18 protein-coding genes are annotated in these 21,664 nt (G+C 65.5%); 8 read left to right on the top strand and 10 right to left on the bottom strand.

Features of this window, described 5'->3' with window-relative positions:
- Positions 1-430 precede the first annotated feature (430 nt).
- The 4 genes from ACFDR9_RS15585 to ACFDR9_RS15570 all read right to left on the bottom strand — a co-directional run bounded on the left by ACFDR9_RS15585 (position 431) and on the right by ACFDR9_RS15570 (position 5,087).
- Positions 431-1,402 (bottom strand): ABC transporter permease, encoded by a 972-nt coding sequence (locus tag ACFDR9_RS15585; protein ID WP_017878511.1) that lies wholly within the window; start codon positions 1,400-1,402, stop codon positions 431-433.
- Entirely contained in the window at positions 1,399-2,490 is a 1,092-nt protein-coding gene (locus tag ACFDR9_RS15580; protein WP_409031581.1) for an ABC transporter permease, read from the bottom strand. The genes ACFDR9_RS15585 and ACFDR9_RS15580 overlap by 4 nt, the downstream gene beginning before the upstream one ends.
- Positions 2,491-2,494: 4 nt before the next feature.
- Positions 2,495-4,018 carry an ABC transporter ATP-binding protein gene (locus ACFDR9_RS15575; protein ID WP_409031580.1) on the bottom strand — a complete coding sequence of 508 codons (1,524 nt, stop codon included), beginning with the start codon at positions 4,016-4,018 and terminating at the stop codon, positions 2,495-2,497.
- A gap of 73 nt (positions 4,019-4,091) precedes the next feature.
- Complete coding sequence (locus ACFDR9_RS15570) at positions 4,092-5,087, bottom strand: BMP family protein (protein ID WP_026133297.1); 996 nt, start codon at positions 5,085-5,087, stop codon at positions 4,092-4,094.
- A gap of 701 nt (positions 5,088-5,788) precedes the next feature.
- Here ACFDR9_RS15570 and ACFDR9_RS15565 point away from each other — a divergent pair.
- Complete coding sequence (locus tag ACFDR9_RS15565; protein ID WP_409031579.1) at positions 5,789-8,065, top strand: TonB-dependent receptor; 2,277 nt, start codon at positions 5,789-5,791, stop codon at positions 8,063-8,065.
- Between the two features lie 80 nt (positions 8,066-8,145).
- Here the strand turns inward: ACFDR9_RS15565 and ACFDR9_RS15560 are convergent, their stop codons facing one another.
- The 3 genes from ACFDR9_RS15560 to ACFDR9_RS15550 are packed head-to-tail and all read right to left on the bottom strand — an operon-like array spanning position 8,146 to position 11,125.
- Positions 8,146-9,054, bottom strand: coding sequence for a LysR family transcriptional regulator (locus tag ACFDR9_RS15560; RefSeq protein WP_409031578.1), 909 nt, complete (start codon positions 9,052-9,054; stop codon positions 8,146-8,148).
- Between the two features lie 7 nt (positions 9,055-9,061).
- Entirely contained in the window at positions 9,062-9,985 is a 924-nt protein-coding gene (locus ACFDR9_RS15555) for a pseudouridine-5'-phosphate glycosidase (RefSeq protein ID WP_409031577.1), read from the bottom strand.
- Between the two features lie 3 nt (positions 9,986-9,988).
- Positions 9,989-11,125 (bottom strand): carbohydrate kinase, encoded by a 1,137-nt coding sequence (locus ACFDR9_RS15550; RefSeq protein ID WP_409031576.1) that lies wholly within the window; start codon positions 11,123-11,125, stop codon positions 9,989-9,991.
- Positions 11,126-11,494: 369 nt separating this feature from the next.
- On the opposite strand from ACFDR9_RS15550, the gene xapA reads away from it, so the two are divergent.
- The 7 genes from xapA (at position 11,495) to ACFDR9_RS15515 (ending at position 20,023) form a co-directional block, all read left to right on the top strand.
- Complete coding sequence (gene xapA, locus ACFDR9_RS15545; RefSeq protein WP_409031575.1) at positions 11,495-12,334, top strand: xanthosine phosphorylase; 840 nt, start codon at positions 11,495-11,497, stop codon at positions 12,332-12,334.
- A 32-nt stretch (positions 12,335-12,366) separates the two neighbouring features.
- Positions 12,367-13,560 carry a phosphopentomutase gene (locus ACFDR9_RS15540; RefSeq protein ID WP_409031574.1) on the top strand — a complete coding sequence of 398 codons (1,194 nt, stop codon included), beginning with the start codon at positions 12,367-12,369 and terminating at the stop codon, positions 13,558-13,560.
- Positions 13,557-14,513 (top strand): deoxyribose-phosphate aldolase, encoded by a 957-nt coding sequence (gene deoC / locus ACFDR9_RS15535; RefSeq protein WP_409031573.1) that lies wholly within the window; start codon positions 13,557-13,559, stop codon positions 14,511-14,513. Before ACFDR9_RS15540 ends, deoC begins: the two co-directional genes overlap by 4 nt.
- Positions 14,514-14,525: 12 nt before the next feature.
- A complete protein-coding gene (locus tag ACFDR9_RS15530; protein WP_409031572.1) occupies positions 14,526-16,910 on the top strand; it encodes an aldehyde dehydrogenase family protein in 2,385 nt (794 codons plus the stop codon).
- A gap of 127 nt (positions 16,911-17,037) precedes the next feature.
- Positions 17,038-18,360 (top strand): thymidine phosphorylase, encoded by a 1,323-nt coding sequence (deoA, locus tag ACFDR9_RS15525; RefSeq protein ID WP_409031571.1) that lies wholly within the window; start codon positions 17,038-17,040, stop codon positions 18,358-18,360.
- 19 nt (positions 18,361-18,379) lie between these two features.
- Positions 18,380-18,799, top strand: a complete 420-nt coding sequence (locus ACFDR9_RS15520) for a cytidine deaminase (RefSeq protein WP_409031570.1) — start codon at positions 18,380-18,382, stop codon at positions 18,797-18,799.
- Positions 18,800-18,808: 9 nt separating this feature from the next.
- On the top strand, positions 18,809-20,023 hold the full coding sequence (locus ACFDR9_RS15515; protein ID WP_409031569.1) for a nucleoside deaminase: 1,215 nt from the start codon (positions 18,809-18,811) through the stop codon (positions 20,021-20,023).
- A 42-nt stretch (positions 20,024-20,065) separates the two neighbouring features.
- Here the strand turns inward: ACFDR9_RS15515 and ACFDR9_RS15510 are convergent, their stop codons facing one another.
- The 3 genes from ACFDR9_RS15510 to ACFDR9_RS15500 form a co-directional block, all read right to left on the bottom strand.
- Positions 20,066-20,488: a VOC family protein gene (locus ACFDR9_RS15510; RefSeq protein ID WP_017878526.1), complete on the bottom strand. Its 423-nt coding sequence runs from the start codon at positions 20,486-20,488 to the stop codon at positions 20,066-20,068.
- Between the two features lie 177 nt (positions 20,489-20,665).
- The gene (locus tag ACFDR9_RS15505) at positions 20,666-20,944 is read right to left on the bottom strand and encodes a hypothetical protein (RefSeq protein ID WP_409031568.1); all 279 of its coding nucleotides are present in this window, start codon (positions 20,942-20,944) and stop codon (positions 20,666-20,668) included.
- 155 nt (positions 20,945-21,099) lie between these two features.
- On the bottom strand, positions 21,100-21,606 hold the full coding sequence (locus tag ACFDR9_RS15500) for a hypothetical protein (protein ID WP_409031567.1): 507 nt from the start codon (positions 21,604-21,606) through the stop codon (positions 21,100-21,102).
- Positions 21,607-21,664 lie beyond the last annotated feature (58 nt).

The following is a 21,664-nucleotide window of genomic DNA, read 5'->3' as shown; positions in this document are numbered from 1 at the left end:
CGCTACGCAAGCAAGGCCATGGCATGCTTGAGGTTCTGCTCCGGGCCTTCAACGGTAATCCTATCCCGCTTGCCGCATAGCGGCTGAACAGTCACGTTACCGCTTTGGTTGCTACCTTTGCTACCGCTTTGATTTGACGAAGACATGAGTGTTCTCCCGATCTAATAAGTTAGAGTTCAAATGGCATACAGAGTCTCCCGCCACCCGGGTGCATCGTTGCAGCTTCGCTGACTGATCAGGCGAGGGGATAGATTCCATAGTAGAGCGCGCATCCCTTGTCCGAAATAGGACGACGGATGGAGTTAGCGTAGGAACAATCCTGCTGGACATTGACGGGCGATAACTAACGATGTTGGGAGGGACGTGTTGCCGCGCCGATGGCGGCGGGGCCGGGGAACGCGCTGTTCCCCGGCAGGCGCGCTAACGAGGCTTAGCGCGATTTGACGAACGGCGTGCCGAGCGCTTTCGGCGCCACCGACTTGGCCATCAGGCCGGCCAGCACGATGACGGTGACGACGTAGGGCACCATCTGGATCAGCGAGCCGGGGATGCGGCCGATGCCGGGCAGGTCGACGCCCTCGATCTGGATCTGCACGGCGCCGAAGAAGCCGAACATCAGGCAGCCGAGGAAGGTGTAGAGCGGGCGCCAGTTGCCGAACACCATGGCCGTCAAGGCCAGGTAGCCGGCGCCGGCCGACATGTCGCGCAGGAAGAAGCCGCTTTGGACGATGGCCAGGTAGGCGCCCGAGAACGAGCACAGCACGCCGGCGACGAGCATCGCCAGGTAGCGCGTCTTTTCGACGCTGACGCCGGCGGCGTCGGCCGCGTGCGGGTTTTCGCCGCAGGCGCGCAGGCGCAGGCCGAAGCGGCTGTGGTACAGCACCCAGTGCACCAGCGGCACCAGCGCGAACGCCAGGTACACCAGCGCCGAATGGCCGCCGATCAAGTGGGCGTACAGCCAGCCGACAAAGGGGATGCCTTCGACGTACTGGGTGCCGGGCAGCACCACGTCGAACAAGCGCGCCTGGCCCAGGTCCGGCGTGCGCCCGCCCTGCTGGAAGTAAAACTGCGCCAGCACGAAGGTCAGCCCGCTCATGGCGATGTTGATGGCGATGCCGGCCACCAATTGGTTGCCCTTTTGCGTGATGCTGACATAGCCTTGCAGCAGGGCCAGCAGCGCGCACACCAGCGTGCCGGCGGCCACGCCGTACCACGGGTTCTGGGTGGCGAAGGCCACCGCCGCCGAGGTGAAGGCGCTGGCCAGGATCTTGCCCTCCAGGCCGATGTCGATGACGCCGCTGCGTTCGGCGAACAGGCCGGCCATCGCGGCGAAGATCAGCACCGGCGCGTTGCGCACGGTCGACACCAGGATGCTGGCGAAATGGAAGTCGTCGAAGGTCATGCTGCGCTCCCTTTGCTGCGTTTGAGCATGGCCGCGATTGCCGGCGCGTACAAGTTTTCCATCGCGCCGCAGAAGAGGATGATCAAACCCTGGATGAAGATGAAGGTCTCGGTCGGGATGTTCGGTTTCTCCAGCGACAGGTCGAAGCCGCCCTGGATCAGCGCGCCGAACAGGATCGCCGACAGGAAGATGCCAACCGGATGCTGGCGCCCCATCAGCGCGATGGCGATGCCGATGAAGCCGGCGCCGGCGGTGAAGTTCAGGCTGAGATAGTGGGTCGAGCCCATGATGGAGTTGACCGAGCCGAGCCCGGCCAGCGCGCCCGAGATCAGCATGACGGCGATGATCATCTTGCTGATCGACACGCCGGCGTAGTGGGCGGCGTTCTGGTTCAGGCCGGTGGCGCGCAGCTTGAAGCCCCACGCCGAGCGCGTCGTCATGACGCCGTAAATGGCCAGCGCGACGATGGCCAGCGGGAAGCTGACGTTGAGCGGCGTGTCGCCCAGCATCGGCAACCAGGTGTTCAGGCGCGGCATGGCGCCGCTGTCGGCGAACAGGCGGCTGGCGGTGTTTTGCTCGCCGACCGGGATCAGGTATTTGACGATGATGAAGTTCATCAGGCTGGCGGCGATGAAGTTGAACATGATCGTCGTGACGACGATGTGGCTGCCGCGTTTCGCCTGCAGGTAGCCGGGCAGGAAGGCCCATAGCGCGCCGAACACGGCCGCGCCCAGCATGGCCGCCGGAATCAAGGCCCAGGCCGGCAGGCTGGAGTCGAACGCCAGCATGGCCAGCGTCAGGCCGAGGCCGCCGAAATACATCTGGCCCTCGCTGCCGATGTTGAACAGGCCGGCCTGCATCGCCACCGACACCGACAGGCCGGTGAAGATGAAGGTGCTGGCGTAGAACAGCGTGTAACTGAGGCCTTCCGGGTTGATGATCGCGCTATTGACCAGAATGCCCAGCGATACGGCCGGGTTTTCACCCAGCAGGTAGATCACCAGGGCGGCCACCAGCAGCGCCGACAGCAAGTTTAAAACGGGCAGGACGACGGCGGTCGCCCAGCGTGGCAAGTCGTTATTGTTCATATTGTTATGCCCCCCCGCCCATCAACAGGCCGATGCGGGTGGTATCGAATTGCTCGATGGGCAGTTCTCCAGTGATGCGTCCGCCGCACATGACGAGGATGCGGTCGGCCAGCGAGCGCACCTCCTCCAGTTCGACCGACACCAGTAAGATGGCGACGCCGGCGTCGCGCAGGGCCAGCAGTTGCGTGTGGATGCTTTCGATGGTGCCGATGTCGACGCCGCGGGTCGGTTGCCCGACCAGCATCAGCGTCGGCTTGGCCAGCACTTCGCGGGCGATGACGACTTTTTGCTGGTTGCCGCCGGATAGCAGGCCGATGCGCAGGTCGGGGTTGGCCGGGCGCACGTCGAAGGTTGTCAGCAGCTCGGCGCAGCGCGCCGCGATGGCCTTGAAGTCGAACAAGCCCCAGCGGTTGCTGAGCTGGTCCTGGTAGCCGAGCATGGTGTTGTGCATCACCGAAAAATTCTTGACGACGCCGTCGCGCAGCCGGTCTTCCGGAACGTGGGCGATGCCCAGTTCGCGGAACAGGCGCGGCAGGCCGTCGGCGTCGCCGCGTTTGGCGAACGGCAAGTCCTGGCCGAGGAAGGTCGCCGCGCCCGAACTGGGCAGGCGCATGCCCGACAGGATTTCCATCAGCTCGCTCTGGCCGTTGCCGGACACGCCGGCGATGGCGACGATTTCGCCGGCGCGCAGCTTGAAGTTGATGTCGGCCAGCAGCTTGACCTGCTGCGCGTCGACCAGTTGCACATTCTTTACGTCGAGCACGACCTCGCCCGGTTGGTAGGGCGCGCGCGGCAGGTGGCTCTGGATCGGCCGGCCCACCATCATGTTCGCCAGTTCCTCCTTGGTGGTGCCGGCGGTGGCGACGGCGCCGACGACGCGCCCGCCGCGCATCACCGTGACGGTGTCGGTGATGGCCAGGATTTCCTGCAACTTGTGGGTGATCAGGATGATGGTCTTGCCCTGTTCCTTGAACAGGCGCAGGATGTCGAACAGCGACGCGGTTTCCTGCGCCGTCAGCACGGCGGTCGGCTCGTCGAGGATCAGGATGTTGGCGCTGCGGTAGATCTGCTTGAGGATCTCGACGCGCTGCTGGGCGCCGACCGACAAGTCTTCGATCTTCGCCAGCGGATCGACGTCGAGCCGGTAGCGCTGGCAGATCTCGCGCAGCTTGGCCTCGGTGGCGGCGCGCTGGCCGGCCAGCTGGAAGCCGCCCTCGGTGCCGAGCATCACGTTGTCGAGCACGGTGAAATTTTCCACCAGCATGAAGTGCTGGTGCACCATGCCGATGCCCAGGCGGATCGCCTCCTGGCTGTTGCGGATCGGCTGGTGCTGGCCGTCGAGCAGGATGTCGCCGCCGTCGGCCCGGTAATAGCCGTACAGGATGCTCATCAAGGTCGACTTGCCGGCGCCGTTCTCCCCCACCAGGCCGTGGATCGAACCTTTGGCGATGGCGAAGCTGACGTCGGCGTTCGCCTTCACCTGTCCAAAGTGCTTGGAGATGCCGCGAAATTCTACTGCTGCTTGCATATGTTCACTAGGTAAAAACGCGCCGCGCGGAGACTGTGGTCCCCGGCGGCGCGCTTTGAGTTGACGTGTGAGTTTAAACCGGGCAGCTGTTGCCGGCGCGGTAGTCGATGACCTTGATCTTGCCGTCAATGATGTCCTTGCGGGCGCCGAGCACGCGCTTTTCAATCTCCGGCGTGATCAGCTTGCGGTTGTGCTCGTCCAGCGCCCAGTCGACGCCGCCTTCCTTCAAACCCTTGCTGACGACGCCGGCCTTCCAGGTGCCGTTCTTGACTTGCATGAAACTGTCGTAGACGGCGTTGTCGACGCGCTTGACCATCGAGGTCAGCATCGTGCCCGGGTACAGGTGGTTCTGGTTGGAATCGACGCCGATCGCCAGCTTGCCTTTTTCCTTGGCCGTTTGCAGCGTGCCCATGCCGCTGCCGCCGGCCACCGCGAACACCACGTCGACGCCGCGCTCGAACTGCGAGCGTGCCAGTTCGCCGCCCTTGGCCGGGTCGTTCCAGGCGCCGGAGGTGGTGCCGACCATGTTTTGCGTCACTTCCGCCTTCGGATTGACGAGCTTTGCGCCTTGCGCGTAGCCGCAGGCGAAGGTGCGGATCAGCGGGATGTCGATGCCGCCGATGAAACCGAGTTTTTTCGACTTGCTGGCCATTGCCGCCGCCACGCCGACCAGATAAGAGCCTTCTTCTTCCTTGAACAGTACGGAATTGACGTTATTGCCGGGCGCGGTGCCGTCGATCAGCACGAATTTCACGTTGGGAAATTCCTTGGCGACCTTTTGCACGGCTTGCGTCTGGGCGAAGCCGATCGATGCGATCAGATCGAGTTTTTTGCGCGCCAAACCGCGCAGCACCTGCTCGGCCTGGGTGTCGCTGGACGCCTGCACTTCGATGAAGGAAATATTGGTCTCTTTCTTGAAGCGTTGTGCGCCTTCGAAAGCGGACTGGTTGAACGACTTGTCGAACTTGCCGCCGGCGTCATACACGATGCCCAATTTTGGGTCCGCCGCGGACGCGCTAGCCGTCATAAACAAGGCTGCGATCGTCAAACTAAGTTGTGTAAGTTTCATGAATTGGCTCCTGGAAGTTCGATATTGTATATTTTTTATAGACGAAGCCGCTAATTCGCTCGTTTTACCGCCGTATGCGCCAGCCTTGCGCGCCAACCATGCCTTGATCGCAATCTTGTAGCATCATCACAACAGTTTCCGCATACCGTTGTGGAAACGGCGTCGCTCAACTTGTTGCGTCCGCGCGCATCGCTGTTGCCACCGCACCACGCCGGGCGCCGGACGCGGCGCGCCGCGGTTTGTATACATACCTGTTAGTCCCGCACTCCTTGGCGCCTGCCGCCGGCGCCGCGCCGCCGAGTGAAACGCGGGCGCCGCGGCGCTTTTTTTAGCCGCCGCCGCCGCCACCGCCGCGGCTTTCCGCGGCGCGTATCAAGCTGCCTTTTTGTTAAGCATGCGAACCGCACAGGGACTTGGTTCGTCACTATGCATCATGCTATATATGTATGACAAATACGATTTTATTTAGCTATTTATATGATCGACATATAAATAAACAGCACCATTTTGTGATTTTCAGTGAATATTTTTCCTGCTAGCATGACCAATACTTTGCATTTTGCAAAGCCGGAAACTGTCAAAACGGCCTGTGTTGGAGGCGTTTGCGCATCCCGGCAGACCCGCCGAATGCCCGCGCCGCGCCCCCCCAAGAGCCGCTGTACAGAGTTGAAACTGGTGTTTACCCCCATAGGAGTTGGTCGATGATGAAAACAAATGAGAACAATCCGCCGCGCCGGCATGCCGCGCGTTCGCTGATCGCGCTGGCGGTGGCCGCGGCTTTCCCGCTGCACGCGGCGATCGCCCAGGAAGCGCCGGAGGCCGCCAAGGCCCAGCCCGGCCAACTGGAAACGGTGATCGTCACCGCGCAGCGTCGTTCGGAAAACATCAAAGACGTGCCGATGGCCATCTCGACCATGAAGGGCGAGAAACTCGACGTATTGACCGCCGGCGGCCAGGACGTGCGCTTCATGTCGGGCCGCACGCCGAGCCTGAACGTGGAATCCGAGTTCGGCCGCTCCTTTCCGCGCTTCTACGTGCGCGGCCTGGGCAATATCGACTTCGACTTGAACGCCTCGCAACCGGTCGGCCTGGTCTACGACGACGTGGTGCAGGAAAATCCGGTGCTGAAAGGCTTCCCGGTGTTCGACGTGGAGCAGATCGAAGTGCTGCGCGGCCCGCAGGGCACGCTGTTCGGGCGCAACTCGCCGGCCGGCGTGGTCAAGTTCGAGTCGGTCAAGCCGACCAATAAGCGGGAAGGTTACTTTAGCGGCGGCCTGGGCAACGACGGCGTCGTCAACCTGGAAGGCGCCTACAACCTGCCGCTGAACGAACAATGGGCGGCCCGCGTCTCGCTGCAATCGCAGACGCGCGACGACCGCGTGCGCAATCCGCGTTCGACCGGCACCCAGGAACTGGAAGGCTACGACGACAAGGCCGCGCGCCTGCAACTGTCGTTCAAGCCGAGCAAGGACTTCGGCGCCTTGTTCAATGTGCACCACCGCAAGATGGAAGGCAGCGCCACCCTGTTCCGCGCCAACATCATCAAGAAGGGTAGCAACGAACTGGTCGACGGCTTCGACTACGACAACTACCCGACCGACGGCATCAACGACCAGACCCTGACCAGCACCGGCACCAGCCTGCGGCTGCGCTGGGACCTCGACGGCGTGACCTTGCATTCGATCAGCGGCTACGAGAAGGCCGAGTATTCCAGCCGCGCCGACGTGGACGGCGGCTACGGCGCCTCCTACGCGCCGCCGATGGGTCCCGGGTTTATCCCGTTTACCGCCGAAACCGGCGACGGCTTGCCGAAGCACCGCCAGTTGTCGCAGGAATTCCGGGTCGAGTCGAACACCAAGGAGCGCCTGCAATGGATCGCCGGCGTGTACGCGTTCAACGAGAAGATCACGGTCGACAGCAACAGCTACGACACGCTGAACCAGAATAAACTCAACGGTTTCGCGCAGCAACAGCAGGAAAGCAAATCGTGGGCCTTGTTCGGATCGCTGAACTATGCGATGAGCAATGTCTGGAAAGTACGCGCCGGCCTGCGCTACACCGACGACCAGAAGGACTTCAGCGCCGTGCGCACCATGGACCCGCGCATACCATCGAGCTATGTCGGCGCCATCGGCCCGCTCACGGCCAAGCCCGAGTCGACCAACTACAGCTGGGACTTGAGCACCAACTACGAGCTGACTAAGGAAACCAATGTGTACGCGCGCATCGCCACCGGCTACCGCGCGCCGAGTATCCAGGGGCGCATCCTGTTCGGCGACACCATTTCGATCGGCGACGCCGAGAAGAACCTGTCGTACGAAGCCGGTATCAAGCAAGACCTGTTCAACAAGCGCGCGCGCCTGTCGGCCACGGTCTACCAGTACCGCGTGAAGGATTTGCAATTGACGGCCGGCAGCGGCGCGGTCAACCAGAACCGCCTCGTCAACGCTGAAAAAGCGGTCGGCCAGGGTGTCGAGCTGGACTTCCAGGCGATCCTGTCCGACGAGTTCCGCCTGACCCTGGGCGGCAGCTACAACGACACCGAAATCAAGGACCCGAACCTGTTCGTGGCGACCTGCGGCAACGGTTGCACCGTGACCTCGCCCGCCGGCCCCGGCGCCAACACCTCGCTGATCAACGGCAATCCATTGCCGCGCGCGCCTAAGTGGACCGGCAACGTCACGCTGCGCTACAGCAAGCCGATTGGCGACGGCGAGTTCTACGCCTACACCGACTGGACCTACCGCTCGACCTACAATATGTTCCTCGACGAAGCCAAGGAATACACCGCCAAGTCGCTGGTCGAAGGCGGCCTGCGCGCCGGCTACAAATGGGCGGACGGCAAGTATGAAGTGGCCGCCTACGGCCGCAACATCACCAACAAGGTGCAGTTGATCGGCGCGATCAACTTCAACAACCTGACCGGCATCGTCAACGAACCGCGCAGCTACGGCGTGCAGTTCAAGGCCAACTTCTAAACAAGGGAGCGCCACCCCGCGGCCCCCACACATCGCAAGGTGTGCGGGGGCTTGTTGCGTTGCAGGCGCGCTTGGCGCGGCTAGTCGGCGCGGGCCGGCGGGTTGATGATGTTGAGGAAGGCGCGCACCACCGGCGCGTCGTCCAGCGTGGTGTAGCTGATGTACAGGTTGGCGGACGGCGGGTTGGTCTTGATCGGCAGGAATACCACGCCGGGCCAGCCGATGCGGCTGGTGGTTTCCGGCAGCAGCGTGTAACCCAGGCCGGCGCCGACCATCGCCAGCAGCGTCTGCGGCTCGGACGCCTCCTGGAAAATGAAGGGCTGGAAGCCGGCCTTGACGCAGCATTGCACCAGGTAGCGCGGGAAGGCCGACTTGTCGAGCGCCAGCGTCAGCATCGGCTCGTGTTCCAGGTCGGTCAGCTCGATCGCGCTTTCCTTCGCCAGCGCGTGGTGCTCGTTGACGGCCACGCAAACGTTTTCGCGGAAGCACAGCTCCTGGCGCAGGTTGTCGCGGCGCAGGTCGTCGTCGTTGAGCTTCGGCTCGCGCCAGAAGCCGACGTCGATCTGCTTGGCGCGCAGAGCCTCGTACTGCACGTTCGGGCCGGACTCGTGCAGCGTCCAAGTGACGCGCGGATACTTGGTTTGGAACTCTTCGAGCAAACTGGGAATCGGCCCCCACATGGCCGAGCCGACGATGCCCACGCGCAGCCGCCCGACCTCGCCGCGGTCGATCTGGCGGATCGTGTCTATCGTCATGCGCATTTTCGCCAGCAGGTCCGCGGCCTCCGACATCAGCGCCTTGCCGGCCACGGTCAGCTCGAAGGTGCGGGTGGTACGGGCGAACAGGCGCACGCCCAGCTCGCTCTCCAGCTTCATGATCTGCTGGCTCAGCGGCGGCTGCGATATGTGCAGCCGCTCGGCGGCGCGGCTGAAGCTCTTTTCCTCGGCGACGGCGAGAAAATATTTTAACTGTTTCAGGTCGATGGACATGGCGTTGTTACGGCACCGCCCGATGGCTCAGCATGGCGCGCGCGAGTGCCGCGCCGACGCGGGCGTTGTTCTTCACCAGCGCGATGTTGGTGGCCAGGCTGCGCCCGCCGGTCAGTTGCTTGATGCGCGCCAGCAGGAAGGGCGTGACCTGCTTGCCCTTGACGCCGCCTTGCGCGGCCTCGGCCAGCGCCTGTTCGGTGATGGCGTCGATCTCGTCTTTTTGCATGGCGTCGGCGGCCGGCACCGGATTGCCGACCACCACGCCGCCCTTCAGGCCGAGCTGCCACTTGGTGTGGATGAAGGCGGCCTGCTCGGCCGGCGTGTCGAGCTGGAAGTCGGCCTGGAAGCCGCTCTCGCGCGTAAAAAAGGCCGGGAAGCCGCTCTGGCCGACCGCCAGCACCGGCACGCCGTGGGTTTCCAGGTACTCCAGCGTCAGGCCGATGTCGAGGATGGACTTGACGCCGGCGCACACCACCGCCACCGAGGTCTGCGCCAGTTCCTGCAGGTCGGCCGAAATGTCGAAGCTGGTCTCGGCGCCGCGGTGCACGCCGCCGATGCCGCCGGTGACGAACACGGCGATGCCGGCCAGTTCGGCGCAAATCATCGTCGCCGCCACCGTCGTCGCGCCCAGCCTGGCCTGCGACAGCACGTAGGGCAGGTCGCGCCGGCTGACCTTCATCGCGTCCGGCGAGGTGGCCAAGAGCTCCAGCTGGGCCGGCGTCAGGCCGATGCAGATCTTGCCGTCGATGGCGGCGATGGTGGCCGGCACGGCGCCGCCGTCGCGGATGATCTGCTCGACCTGCCGCGCCATCTGGACGTTTTGCGGATAGGGCATGCCGTGCGAAATGATGGTCGACTCAAGCGCGACGACCGGCAGGCCGGCGGCGCGGGCGGCCGCCACTTCGGGGGAAAACGAGAGCAAATGGTGCATGGTTCAGTCCAGGGGAAAAAAAGTGGAGATCGGCTGCGACAGGTCGAAGCTATGGATTTCGTCGAGCACGTCGGGCGCCAGCAGCGGCGACACCGTGGCGTCCGATTCGAGCGTCATCGCGGCCACTTTCAAGCCGCGGCGGCAGGCCAGCTTCAAGTCGCCGCTACTCTGGTACAGCGACCAGCAGACCGCGGCGGCGAAGGCGTCGCCGGCGCCGGTGACGTCGACCGTTTGCACCTCCAGCGCCGGCAGGTGGGCGACGCCGTCGGCGCAGCTGTAGTACACGCCGGCGCCGGCGCAGGTGACGATAAGGTGCTGCGCGCCCTGCGCCTGCACGGCCAGGCTGGCCTCGCGCACGGCGGCCTGGTCGGGCAGGGCGTGGCCGACCCGGGTTTCCAGCTCGCCGCGGTTGAGGATCAGCAGATGCAGGCCGCGCAGGTCGAGCGGCAGGTGGCGCATCTTCGGCTGCGACACCGCCACCAACACCAGCGGCACGCTGTCGCGCAGCGCGTCGGCCAGCAGCGCGGCGACGGCTTCGAGCGGCAAATTCAAGTCCGCCACCGTCAGCGCGGCGGCGGCGCGTTGCGGCGCGCGCCCGGCCAGGAACTGCGCCGTCAGCGCGTCGTACAACTGCATATCGGCCAGCGCCAGCACCATCTCGCCGCGCTCGTCGAGGACCGCCGTGTAGGTGCCGCTGCAGGTGTTGGCCAGGCGCAGACTGCCGCGCGTATCGATGCCGGCGGCCTCGGCGTGGGCTTGCAGCGCGGCGCCGGCGGCGTCGTCGCCGAACACCGTCAACAGCGCGGCCGGCACGCCCAGGCGCGCCAGGTTCTCGGCGATATTGCGGGCCACGCCGCCGAAGACCTCCTCGGCGCTGGCCGGGTTCGACGTGCCCATCTGCAGCGCCGCCAGCGTGCGCAGCTTGCGGTCCAGATTGGCCGCGCCGATGCACATCACCGGCCGGCTGTCGGGCAGCACGTAGGCGCGCCCGAGCAGGCGGCGCTCGCGCATCAGACCGGCGATATGGCCGGCCACGGCCGAGCGCGACAGGCGTAGCTCCACCGCCAACTCCTGCTGCGAAATGAAGGGGTTGGCGCGGATCAGCCCATACAACTGGTCTTTTTTCGAAAGGTCGGTCATGGCATAATGGGATTGTACAATTGTTAGCGATCGTAAACATATGTTTTACAGCTGTCAAACGAGGTTCCCTACGCTGTTGCCGCGTTCGCTTGTTTTGGGGCTGTTTAAGCTGTCTTATCATACGGCTTATTTATATTGGTTTTGTATAAATGTGGAAGAAAAATGGTATTTGCCATACATATGGCGGTTGATGCATAGTGACGTTCGATAGCGGTAGCTCCACCCAATTCGATGCATCCGCACCACGCTTGCGTACCAGACACGCAGTCGCTTCACACGGAGCCGGCGCGCCGCTCTTTTGCGCCGCTCTTTTTGATATCGCAGCGCATAGCAGCAACGAATTCATCTATTAAAATTACGAGGATAATCATGTCGAACAATTCCCCTTTCCACGCCGCCGAAATCATCCGCGCCCGCGCCCCCGCGAATTTCATGCCGCGCGTGGCGATGATCCTGGGCTCCGGCCTGGGCGTGCTGGCCGAGCAGATGAGCGACGCGGTGACGATCAGCTTCGATGAATTGCCTGGCTTCCCGATCAGCACCGTGCACGGCCACGCCGGCGAGCTGGTGGTCGGTACGCTGTCGGGCGTGGCGGTGGTGTGTATGAAGGGCCGCGGCCATTTCTACGAGGGCTACGGCATGGGCGTGATGACCAGCGCGATCCGCACCCTGAAGCTGCTGGGCTGCGAGATGCTGTTCGTGACCAACGCTGCCGGTTCGCTGCGTCCTGAAGTCGACGCCGGCAGTCTGGTGGCGATTACCGACCATATCAACCTGTTGCCGGGTACGCCGATGGTCGGCGCCAACGACGAGCGCTTCGGCCCGCGTTTCTTCAGCATGGCCAACGCCTACGACGCCGAGCTGCGCGACATGGTCAAGGCAAGCGCCGCCGCCAACAGCATCACGCTGCACGAGGGCGTGTTCGTCGCCTATCCCGGCCCGAACTTCGAGACCGCCGCCGAAATCCGCATGATGTCGCGCCTGGGCGCCGACACCGTCGGCATGTCGGTGGTGCCGGAGGTGGTATCGGCGCGCCATTGCGGCTTGAAGGTGGTCGGCGTGTCCGTCATCACCAATCTGGCCGAAGGCATGTCGCCGTTTGCGCTGTCGCACGAGCAGACCCTGAAGTACGCCGCTATCGGCGCCAAGGATCTGATCAAGCTGATTTTGGCCTTCCTGGCCGACGTCGCCGCCAAGCCGCAGGCTTGATAGCGTTTACCTCTTTTTAATCGAGCCCCATCATGTCACGCGCCTTTATCCTTTTGCTTGATTCCTTCGGCCTCGGCGCCACGCCGGACGCGGCCTCCTTCGGCGACGCCGGCGCCAATACCTTTGGCCATATCGCCAGCTGGGCCGCCGGACAGGGCAAGCCGATGTCCCTGCCCAACCTGGAGCGGCTCGGCCTGGCCGCCGCCGCCCATTTGGCTTGCGGCGAATGGGCCGAGGGCTTCGCGCTGCGCGACGGTTTCGGCGCCGCCTACGGCGCTGCGCGCGAGCGTTCGACCGGCAAGGATACCCAGAGCGGGCATTGGGAGATCGCCGGCGTGCCGGTCGATTTCGAGTGGGGCTATTTCCCGCGCACGACGCCGTCGTTCCCGGCCGAGCTGACCGCCGCGCTGCAGGCGTTGACCGGCGTGCCGGGCTTCCTCGGCGACTGCCACGCTTCCGGCACGGAGATCATCAACCGCCACGGCGACGAGCATGTCGCCAGCGGCAAGCTGATTATCTACACCTCGGGCGACTCGGTGATGCAGATCGCCGCGCACGAGGACTCGTTCGGCCTGGAGCGTTTATACGAGGTGTGCGAGGCGGCCTTCAAGCTGGTCGCGCCGTACAACATCGGCCGCGTCATCGCGCGCCCGTTCAGCGGCGCCAACGGCGACTACACGCGCACCTCGAACCGCCACGACTACGCCGTCGCGCCGCCGGCGCCGACGCTGCTCGACCACGTCAAGGACGCCGGCGGCGAGGTCGTCGGCCTGGGCAAGATCAGCGATATTTTCGCCGGCCAGGGCATCTCGCGCGTGGTCAAGGGCGTCGACAACATGGCCTTGTTCGACGCGCTGCTGACGGTCGCCGACGAGGTCGGGGACGGTTCGCTGACCTTCGTCAATTTCGTCGATTTCGACCAGGCTTTCGGCCACCGCCGCAACGTCCAGGGTTATTCGGACGCGCTGCACGAGATGGACGCGCGCCTGCCCGAGTTCGTCGCCAAGCTGAAACAGGGCGATCTGGTGGTCGTCACCGCCGACCACGGCTGCGACCCGACCTGGCCCGGTTCGGACCACACCCGCGAGCATATACCGATGATGTTCTTCGGCCCCGGCGTGGCCCCGCGGGCGCTCGGCATTTCCGACAGTTTCTCCGATATCGGCCAAACCCTCGCCCACCACCTGGGCGTGGCGCCACTTGCACATGGAAACAACTTGCTATGACAATGTCCCCCGACTTCAAGCGTAACGAAGCGATCGGCCTCGACCTCGGCTGGATCAACCAGATCCGCGTCAACCGCGCCGCCGCCGACCGCCGCGCCGCCAGCCTGGCGAACCGCCGCACGGTGAAGAAGGAATACCAGGCCGCCTGGCTGGTCAAGGCGATCCAGGTGATCGACCTGACCACGCTCGGCGGCGACGACACCCCGGGCCGCGTCGAGCGGCTGTGCATGAAGGCGCTGCGTCCGCTGCGCGCCGATTTGATGGCGGCGCTCGGCGTCGCCGACCTGAGCACCGGCGCGGTGTGCGTCTACCACGAGATGATCGCCCCGGCCGTGCGCGCGCTGAACGGCCGCCTGCCGATCGCCGCCGTCTCGACCGGCTTCCCGGCCGGCCTGACCAGCATGGAAACGAAGCTGCGCGAGATCGAATTGTCGGTCGTCGCCGGCGCCACCGAGATCGACATCGTCATCACCCGCCAGCACGTTTTGACGGGCAACTGGCAAACGCTGTACGACGAGATGCTGGCCTACCGCAAGGCCTGCGGCGACGCCCACGTCAAGGCGATCCTGGCCACCGGCGACTTGCTGACGCTGGAAAACGTCGCCAAGGCGTCGTGGGTGTGCATGATGGCGGGCACCGATTTCATCAAGACCTCGACCGGCAAGGAGGGCGTCAACGCCACCATCCCGGTGGCCCTGACGATGGTGCGCACGATCCGCGAGTACCACGAGCAAACCGGTTTCATGGTCGGCTTCAAGCCGGCCGGCGGCGTCAGTTCGGCCAAGAGCGCGCTGCAGTATCTGACCCTGATGAAGGAAGAACTGGGCAACGCCTGGCTGCAGCCGCAGCTGTTCCGCATCGGCGCGTCGAGCCTGCTGACCGACATCGAGCGCCAGCTTGAACACTACGTCACCGGGAACTACTCGGCCAACCACCGCCACGCGCAACCTTAAAGAACAATCGTCATGCCAACAATTAACGAGATTCTCACGACTATGGACTACGGCCCCGCAGCGGAAAGTCAAAAAGAAGCGCAAGCGTGGTTGGACCAGCGCCAGCGCAAGTTCGGCCTGTTCATCGACAACGCCTGGACCGAGGCGGGCGAGCTGTTCGCCACCACCAATCCGGCCGACGGCACGCAGTTGGCCGAGCTGACCCAGGCCAGCGCGCTCGACGTCGACCGCGCCGTCGCGGCGGCGCGCCGCGCCCAGCCGCTGTGGCAGGGCATCGGCGGCCACGCCCGCGCGCGCGTGCTGTACGCGCTGGCGCGGCTGCTGCAAAAGCACGCGCGCCTGTTCGCGGTGCTGGAGACGCTCGACAACGGCAAGACCATCCGCGAAACGCGCGACGTCGACATGCCGCAGGCGGCGCGGCATTTCTACTACCACGCCGGCTGGGCCCAGTTGCAGGCCGAGGACTTCGCCGACTACCGCGCGGTGGGCGTGGTCGGCCAGATCGTGCCGTGGAATTTCCCGCTGCTGATGCTGTCCTGGAAAATCGCGCCGGCGCTGGCCGCCGGTAACACGGTGGTGTTCAAGCCGGCCGAATTCACCTCGCTGACGGCGCTGTTGTTCGCCGAGCTGTGCCTGCAGGCGGGCGTGCCGGCCGGCGTGGTCAACATCGTCACCGGCGACGGCCGCGTCGGCGAAGCCATCGTCACGCATCCCGGCGTCGACAAGCTGGCCTTCACCGGCTCGACCGAAGTGGGGCGCCTGATCCGCGTCGCCACCGCCGGCAGCGGCAAGAAGCTGTCGCTGGAACTGGGCGGCAAGTCGCCCTTCATCGTCTTCGAGGACGCCGACCTGGACGCCGCCGTCGAGGGCCTGGTCGATTCGATCTGGTTCAACCAGGGCCAGGTCTGCTGCGCCGGCTCGCGCCTGCTGGTGCAAGAGTCGGTGCACGAGCGCTTCCTGGCCAAGGTGCGCGCGCGCATGCAGAACCTGCGCCTCGGCTCGCCGCTCGACAAGTCGAGCGATATCGGCGCGCTGGTCGACCCGGTCCAGCGCCAGCGCATCGCCGCGCTGGTCGACTCGGCCCGCGCCGAGGGCTGCACCGTGTGGCAGCCCGCCTGCGAACTGCCGGCCGACGGATCGTGGTTCCCGCCGACGCTGATCACCGGCGCCTCCACCTCGGCCGCCGTGGCGCAGGCGGAAATCTTCGGCCCGGTGCTGGTGGCGATGAGCTTCCGCACGCCGCCGGAGGCGGTCCAACTGGCCAACAACACCGTCTACGGGCTGGCCGCCTGCGTCTGGACCGAGTCGATCAGCCTGGCGCTCGACGTCGCGCCGCAGATCAAGGCCGGCGTGGTGTGGATCAACAGCGCCAACCAGTTCGACGCCTCCTGCGGTTTCGGCGGTTACAAGGAATCGGGCTTCGGCCGCGAGGGCGGCCGCGAAGGCATGCTGGAATATATGACGCCGCTGTCCGAGGACGCGCGTCCGGCCGCGCCGCTGCTGGAGCCGAAGGCCAAACCCAAGGCTGCGGCGGCGCCGGCCGGCGACGCCTTCGCCATCGACCGCACCGCGAAAATGTACATCGGCGGCAAGCAGGCCCGCCCCGACAGCGCCTACAGCCGCGCCGTGTTCGGCGCCGACGGCGCCTTCCTGGCCGATATCGGCGAGGGCAGCCGCAAGGACATCCGCAACGCCGTCGAGGCGGCGCACAAGGCCTCCGGCTGGAGCCGCGCGAGCGCGCACAACCGCGCCCAGGTGCTGTATTACATCGCCGAGAACCTGGCCGCGCGCGCCGACGAATTCGCCGCCCGAATCGGCGCCATGACCGGCGCTAAAAACCCGGAAAAAGAGGTGCAGGCGGCTATCGAGCGGCTGTTCTACTACGCCGCCTGGGCCGACAAGTACGACGGCCTGGCGCACCAGCCGCCGACGCAGGGCGTCACGGTGGCGCTCAACGAGCCGGTCGGCGTGATCGGCATCGTCTGCCCGAACGAGTCGCCGCTGCTGGGCTTTATCGCCTTGGTGGCGCCGGCCATCGCGCTGGGCAACCGCGTGGTGGTGGTGCCGTCGCAAGCGCATCCGCTGTCGGCGATCGACCTGTACCAGGTGTTCGACACCTCCGATTTGCCGGGCGGCGTGGTGAATATCGTCACCGGCGGCGCCGACGAATTGGCGCGCACGCTGGCGACCCATTCGGATATCGACGCGGTGTGGCGCCACGACGGCTCGGCCGACGGTTGCGCCGAAGTGGAGCGCTTGTCGGCCGGGTCGCTCAAGCGCACCTGGGTCGGCGGCGCCAAGGGACGCGACTGGTATAGTACGGCGCAAAGCGGCGGCCGCGCGGTGTTGGCGCACGCCAGCCAGGTCAAGAACGTCTGGATTCCTTACGGCGTTTGAATAGCATCGACAGCTAGGGGCCGGATTCTCGCCGCAGGTATGCGCGTGGAGGTCCGGCCCGAATCGCTTTACAAATCGCCAAAGCGGCGCGCACGGCTATCACCCTATCTTACAGGCGGACCAAGACATGTTTTTAACCCAAGAGATCATTCGTAAAAAACGCGATGGCGGCGCCCTGAGCGCGGAAGAAATCCAGTTCTTCGTGCGCGGCATTACCGACGGCGGCGTCAGCGAGGGCCAGATCGCGGCGCTGGCGATGGCGGTGTTTTTCAACGATATGAACATGGACGAGCGCGTCGCCTTCACGCTGGCCATGCGCGACTCCGGCGAGGTGCTCGACTGGCGCGGCCTGGACCTGCCCGGCCCGGTGGTCGACAAGCACTCGACCGGCGGCGTCGGCGACGTCGTCTCGCTGCTGCTGGGGCCGATGATCGCGGCCTGCGGCGGCTACGTGCCGATGATCTCCGGCCGCGGCCTGGGCCACACCGGCGGCACGCTCGACAAGTTTGACGCCATTCCCGGCTACTGCACGGTGCCCGACAACGCGCTGTTCCGCAAGGTGGTGCGGGAAGTCGGCGTCGCCATCATCGGCCAGACCGCGCAACTGGCGCCGTCCGACAAACGCTTCTACAGCATCCGCGACGTCACCGCGACGGTGGAATCGGTGGCCATGATCACCGGGTCGATCCTGTCGAAAAAACTCTCGGCCGGCCTGGACGCGCTGGTGATGGACGTCAAAGTCGGCAGCGGCGCCTTCATGCCGACCTACGACAAGTCGGTCGAGCTGGCCGAGAGCATCGTCGCCGTCGGCAACGGCGCCGGCATGCACACCTCGGCCCTCCTGACCGACATGAACGAATCGCTGGCGCCGGCCGCCGGCAACGCGCTGGAAGTGCGCTGCGCGATGGATTACCTGACCGGCCGCTCGCGTCCGGCGCGCCTGCACGAGGTGACGCTGGCGCTGTGCGCCGAAATGCTGGTGCTGGGTAAACTGGCCGGTGACGAAACCGAGGCGCGCGCCAAGCTGATGGCGGCGCTCGACTCCGGCGCCGCCGCCGAGCGTTTCGCGCGCATGGTCAGCGCCCTGGGCGGCCCGGCCGACCTGGTCGACAACCCGGACCGCCACCTGGAACGCGCCCCGGTGGTGCTGCCGGCGCCGGCGCTGCAAGCCGGCTTCGCCAGCGCCTGCGACTGCCGCGGCCTGGGCCTGGCCGTGGTCGGCCTGGGCGGCGGCCGCCGCCGTCCAAGCGACGCCATCGACTTCGCCGTCGGCTTGACTGAACTGGTCAACCTGGGCGAGGCGGTCGCGCTCGGCCAGCCGCTGGCCATCGTCCACGCGCGCACCGAAGCGGCGGCGCGGCAGGCCGTGCGCGAAGTGCAGGCCGCCTACGCCATCAGCGCCATCGCGCCGGCCGCGAACCCGGTCGTGTACCGTTCGATCCGCCCATAACCTGCCAAGGACACGCAACATGAACAAGCAAGAACTGATCGCCGAAGCGGCCGCCGCGCGCCTGCTGGCCTACACGCCGTACTCGAACTTCAAGGTTGGCGCGGCGCTGCTGTGCAGCGACGGGCGCGTGTTCCGCGGCTGTAACGTGGAAAACGCCGCTTACGGCCTGTGCAACTGCGCCGAGCGCACCGCCTTCTTCAGCGCCTTCGCGCACGGCTACCAGCCGGGCGACTTCGACCAACTGGTCGTCATCGGCGAAACCGACGGCCCGATCGCCCCCTGCGGCGCTTGCCGCCAGGTGATCCTGGAACTGGGCGGCAATGACCTGCCGGTGCTGCTGACCAACCTGAACGGCGACGTCTTTGAGACCACGGCCAGCGCGCAGTTGCCGAACGCCTTTGGCGGCGCCGACCTGAAAAAACCTCCCGAACGTTCATAAGGCCGCGCCGTGAACAAGACTATTGACGTGCAGGCGGCGGTGGCCATCGCCGCCGCCGAGGCCATGACGGCGAAGACGCAGGGCACCTTCGGCGTCGGCGGCGTGCTGCTCGACCAGTCCGGCAACGTGCTGCAATCGATGCACAACAACGTGGTGCGTGACGGCCTGATATTCGACCCGACCGCGCACGGTGAACGCCAACTGGTCGACTGGTATTTCGCCGAGCGCGCCAAGGGCGTGGCGCTGCCGCCGCCGGAGGACGTCACCATCGTCACCTCGCTCGACCCCTGCTGCATGTGCGCCGGCGCGATCCTGGCGGCGGGCTTCCACGTGGTGGCTGCGGCGGGCGACGCCAACGCCGGCATTAACTACGACGGCGACGCCAGCTTCACCGCACTGCCGGCGCGCTTGCAGGCGCAGGCGGCGGCCAGTTTTTGCTACCCGGCCGTGCGCGGGCGCTCGGAGTACGCGCGCGCCGCCGCGGGCGCCGCGCCGAAGCCTTTCTTCATCGGCAAAACGGTGACCGAGCCGACCCAGGCGCTGTGCGCGCTGGTGTTTGAATCGACCTCGGAGGAGGTGATGGCATTGCTGACCGCCGATCCGGGCCAGCAGCAGTTGCGCGACCCGGCCAGCCTGCCCGCCGACCATCCGATCGTGCTGGCGCTCAAGCGCGGCGACCCCGCCGCGCTGGCCTACCGCGGCACACCGCACCGGCCCGACGCCGGGCTGGCGCCGTTCCTGCTGGCGGCCATGGCGCAAGACCGCCTGAACGGCGGCGCCGGCGACGCCTGCGCCTTGCTCGACCTGTTCGGCAACCTGCTGTTGTGCGTGCCGGGCCAGCGCGCGCAGTCGGCCATCCGCACGCCGTTCATGGAGTGCACGCGGCGCTACGCGCAGTTGCGCTACGCGTTGATGCACGGCGCCGACGCGGCCCTGCAGGACGAGGTCAGCCGCTATCTGGCGCACCCGAAGGAGGGCACCTTCGTGTTTGCCATCGGCCCCGACGACAGCGCGGCCAGCTTCATGAACCTGGGCGCGTATGGCTCGACCATGGAAGGGCCTTTGCCGGCGAATAATCCGGCCCAGTTCCAGTATGTGCGCGCCGGGCTGGAGCAGGCGGCGCTGAGTGCGCTGTGCGAGGGTTTGCCGCCGCTGTACCGCAACGTCATCAAGATCGGGCCGGTGCAGGTGCGCGACGCGGCGCTGATCGCCGCGCTGGCTTAGCCTGGCCCGAGTCTATTTGCATGCACCACATCACGGCGGCGCTCACCACGGGTCGTAGGTGCCCAGGCTCCACAGGTGGCCTTCCGGGTCGCGGCAGGTAAAGCCGCGTCCGCCGTAGTCCTCGTCCTTGATGTCGAGCACGATGGCGGCGCCGGCTTCGCGGGCGCGCTGGTACACGGCGTCGGCGTCGGCGACGACCAGGTAGCAGGTTTGGCTGTTGAGGTTGCCCAGCGCGCCGGGCTGCGCCATCAGGCGGCCGAATTCGGTGTCGAAGATCGAACTGAGCATCACCATACCGTTGCCAAAGCTTAACTGGGCGTGGGCGATGCTGCCGTCCTCGTTGGGCACTACCAGTTGCTGTTCAAAGCCGAATGCTCTGCACAACCATGCGATCGCGGCCGGCGCGTCGCGGTAGCGCAGGCAAGGGACGACGCTTGCCTTGGTGTTCTTCGGTATTGCGGACATGGAAAACTCCTACAACGCATAAAGAAGTTTGGATCGTTTTCCGCCGGTTTGGGTTCGGCCCCTCCGCGCGCCTGGGGCGCCCGTTGATCAGCGTCAGACGAACGCACGACGGCGCCGAAATCGCACCGAATCTATCGATATAGCCGCTGTTTGTCGCGCGACAAGGCGGATGACGCGTTATTCATGCCGGGCCATGCCATGGCGGTCGCGGCGCGGTTTGCCGCCGGCGCCGAAGGGTGCGTTGCGGATCAGCCATTTCAATACCAGGAAGACGAGGAACAGGCCGATCACCAGGGGAACGATGGTGATCAGCAGAGCCAGCACGACGCAGCTGACCAACAGCGCCGGCCAGGACATATTGCTCACAATGCGCGCGCCCAGGCGGCCGATTCGCAACGTGCTTTGTTGAGTATCTTGGAACACCGATTTGAACGGTGGGGAATTGATGTCTTTCATGCCGTTTCTCCTGATAGGACGCTGCGCGGCCGCGGACTGCGGCTTGGCGATGACGGCACTATAGCGCGGCGGCGGCGCGCACGCCGCGCGTTTCCGACGAAACGCCGAAGCGGCGGCATGGCCGGCGCCGGCGCGCGACCAATCGCCCGCGGCGCCTACTCGAAGACTTTGAGCTTGAGCTGGAAGCTCAGGGCGCCGTATAAACGGTCCTTGTACGGCGGAACGAAGGCCAGGTTCAAGCCGACGCTGTTGTACTCGTAGCTGAGCGTCGGAATGATGGCTGGAAACCAGCCGCCGTCGCGCATTTTCGGATAGCCGCTGAAGGCGCCGACCACGGCGCCCAGGCGAAACGGCCCCAGCGCCACCGGCTGGTAGTACATGCCGGCGTAGTTCGAATAGGCGCGGTCGCTATTGTAGAAGCGCCCGGCGGTGGCCGACATGACCGTCGAGAAGCGGTACTCGGCGCCAATGCCGGGGTTGCTGTTGTTCAAGCCTTTGTCGCTGTCGAAGTGTGCCGAGTAGAAGCCGGCGTTGAGCCATACTTGCCGCAGCGCTTGGTTCTCGAGCAGCTCGAACGGTTGCGCGGTGGCGCTGGAACACAGCGCCAACGATAATGCGGCGCAAGCCCAGGGCAGCTTACGTGCCGGCGACAGGTAATTCATGAAGTTCCTTCAGATCTGGTTGATTCGGGCGCGGCGGTGGCGCGTGCGCGCAAAGCTT

The sequence above is a fragment of the Janthinobacterium sp. CG_23.3 genome (assembly GCF_046115965.1).
Classification (GTDB): Bacteria; Pseudomonadota; Gammaproteobacteria; order Burkholderiales; family Burkholderiaceae_D; genus Janthinobacterium.
The sequence above is the reverse complement of the archived record's forward strand: the minus strand, read 5'-3'. Positions and strand labels throughout refer to the sequence as shown.

What these genes read in the sequence shown, in the direction of transcription:
- ACFDR9_RS15585 (WP_017878511.1), bottom strand. Translation starts at nt 1,402, where the DNA reads ATGACCTTCGACGACTTCCATTTCGCCAGCATCCTGGTGTCGACCGTG.
- ACFDR9_RS15580 (WP_409031581.1), bottom strand. Translation starts at nt 2,490, where the DNA reads ATGAACAATAACGACTTGCCACGCTGGGCGACCGCCGTCGTCCTGCCC.
- ACFDR9_RS15575 (WP_409031580.1), bottom strand. Translation starts at nt 4,018, where the DNA reads ATGCAAGCAGCAGTAGAATTTCGCGGCATCTCCAAGCACTTTGGACAG.
- ACFDR9_RS15570 (WP_026133297.1), bottom strand. Translation starts at nt 5,087, where the DNA reads ATGAAACTTACACAACTTAGTTTGACGATCGCAGCCTTGTTTATGACG.
- ACFDR9_RS15565 (WP_409031579.1), top strand. Translation starts at nt 5,789, where the DNA reads ATGATGAAAACAAATGAGAACAATCCGCCGCGCCGGCATGCCGCGCGT.
- ACFDR9_RS15560 (WP_409031578.1), bottom strand. Translation starts at nt 9,054, where the DNA reads ATGTCCATCGACCTGAAACAGTTAAAATATTTTCTCGCCGTCGCCGAG.
- ACFDR9_RS15555 (WP_409031577.1), bottom strand. Translation starts at nt 9,985, where the DNA reads ATGCACCATTTGCTCTCGTTTTCCCCCGAAGTGGCGGCCGCCCGCGCC.
- ACFDR9_RS15550 (WP_409031576.1), bottom strand. Translation starts at nt 11,125, where the DNA reads ATGACCGACCTTTCGAAAAAAGACCAGTTGTATGGGCTGATCCGCGCC.
- xapA (WP_409031575.1), top strand. Translation starts at nt 11,495, where the DNA reads ATGTCGAACAATTCCCCTTTCCACGCCGCCGAAATCATCCGCGCCCGC.
- ACFDR9_RS15540 (WP_409031574.1), top strand. Translation starts at nt 12,367, where the DNA reads ATGTCACGCGCCTTTATCCTTTTGCTTGATTCCTTCGGCCTCGGCGCC.
- deoC (WP_409031573.1), top strand. Translation starts at nt 13,557, where the DNA reads ATGACAATGTCCCCCGACTTCAAGCGTAACGAAGCGATCGGCCTCGAC.
- ACFDR9_RS15530 (WP_409031572.1), top strand. Translation starts at nt 14,526, where the DNA reads ATGCCAACAATTAACGAGATTCTCACGACTATGGACTACGGCCCCGCA.
- deoA (WP_409031571.1), top strand. Translation starts at nt 17,038, where the DNA reads ATGTTTTTAACCCAAGAGATCATTCGTAAAAAACGCGATGGCGGCGCC.
- ACFDR9_RS15520 (WP_409031570.1), top strand. Translation starts at nt 18,380, where the DNA reads ATGAACAAGCAAGAACTGATCGCCGAAGCGGCCGCCGCGCGCCTGCTG.
- ACFDR9_RS15510 (WP_017878526.1), bottom strand. Translation starts at nt 20,488, where the DNA reads ATGTCCGCAATACCGAAGAACACCAAGGCAAGCGTCGTCCCTTGCCTG.
- ACFDR9_RS15505 (WP_409031568.1), bottom strand. Translation starts at nt 20,944, where the DNA reads ATGAAAGACATCAATTCCCCACCGTTCAAATCGGTGTTCCAAGATACT.
- ACFDR9_RS15500 (WP_409031567.1), bottom strand. Translation starts at nt 21,606, where the DNA reads ATGAATTACCTGTCGCCGGCACGTAAGCTGCCCTGGGCTTGCGCCGCA.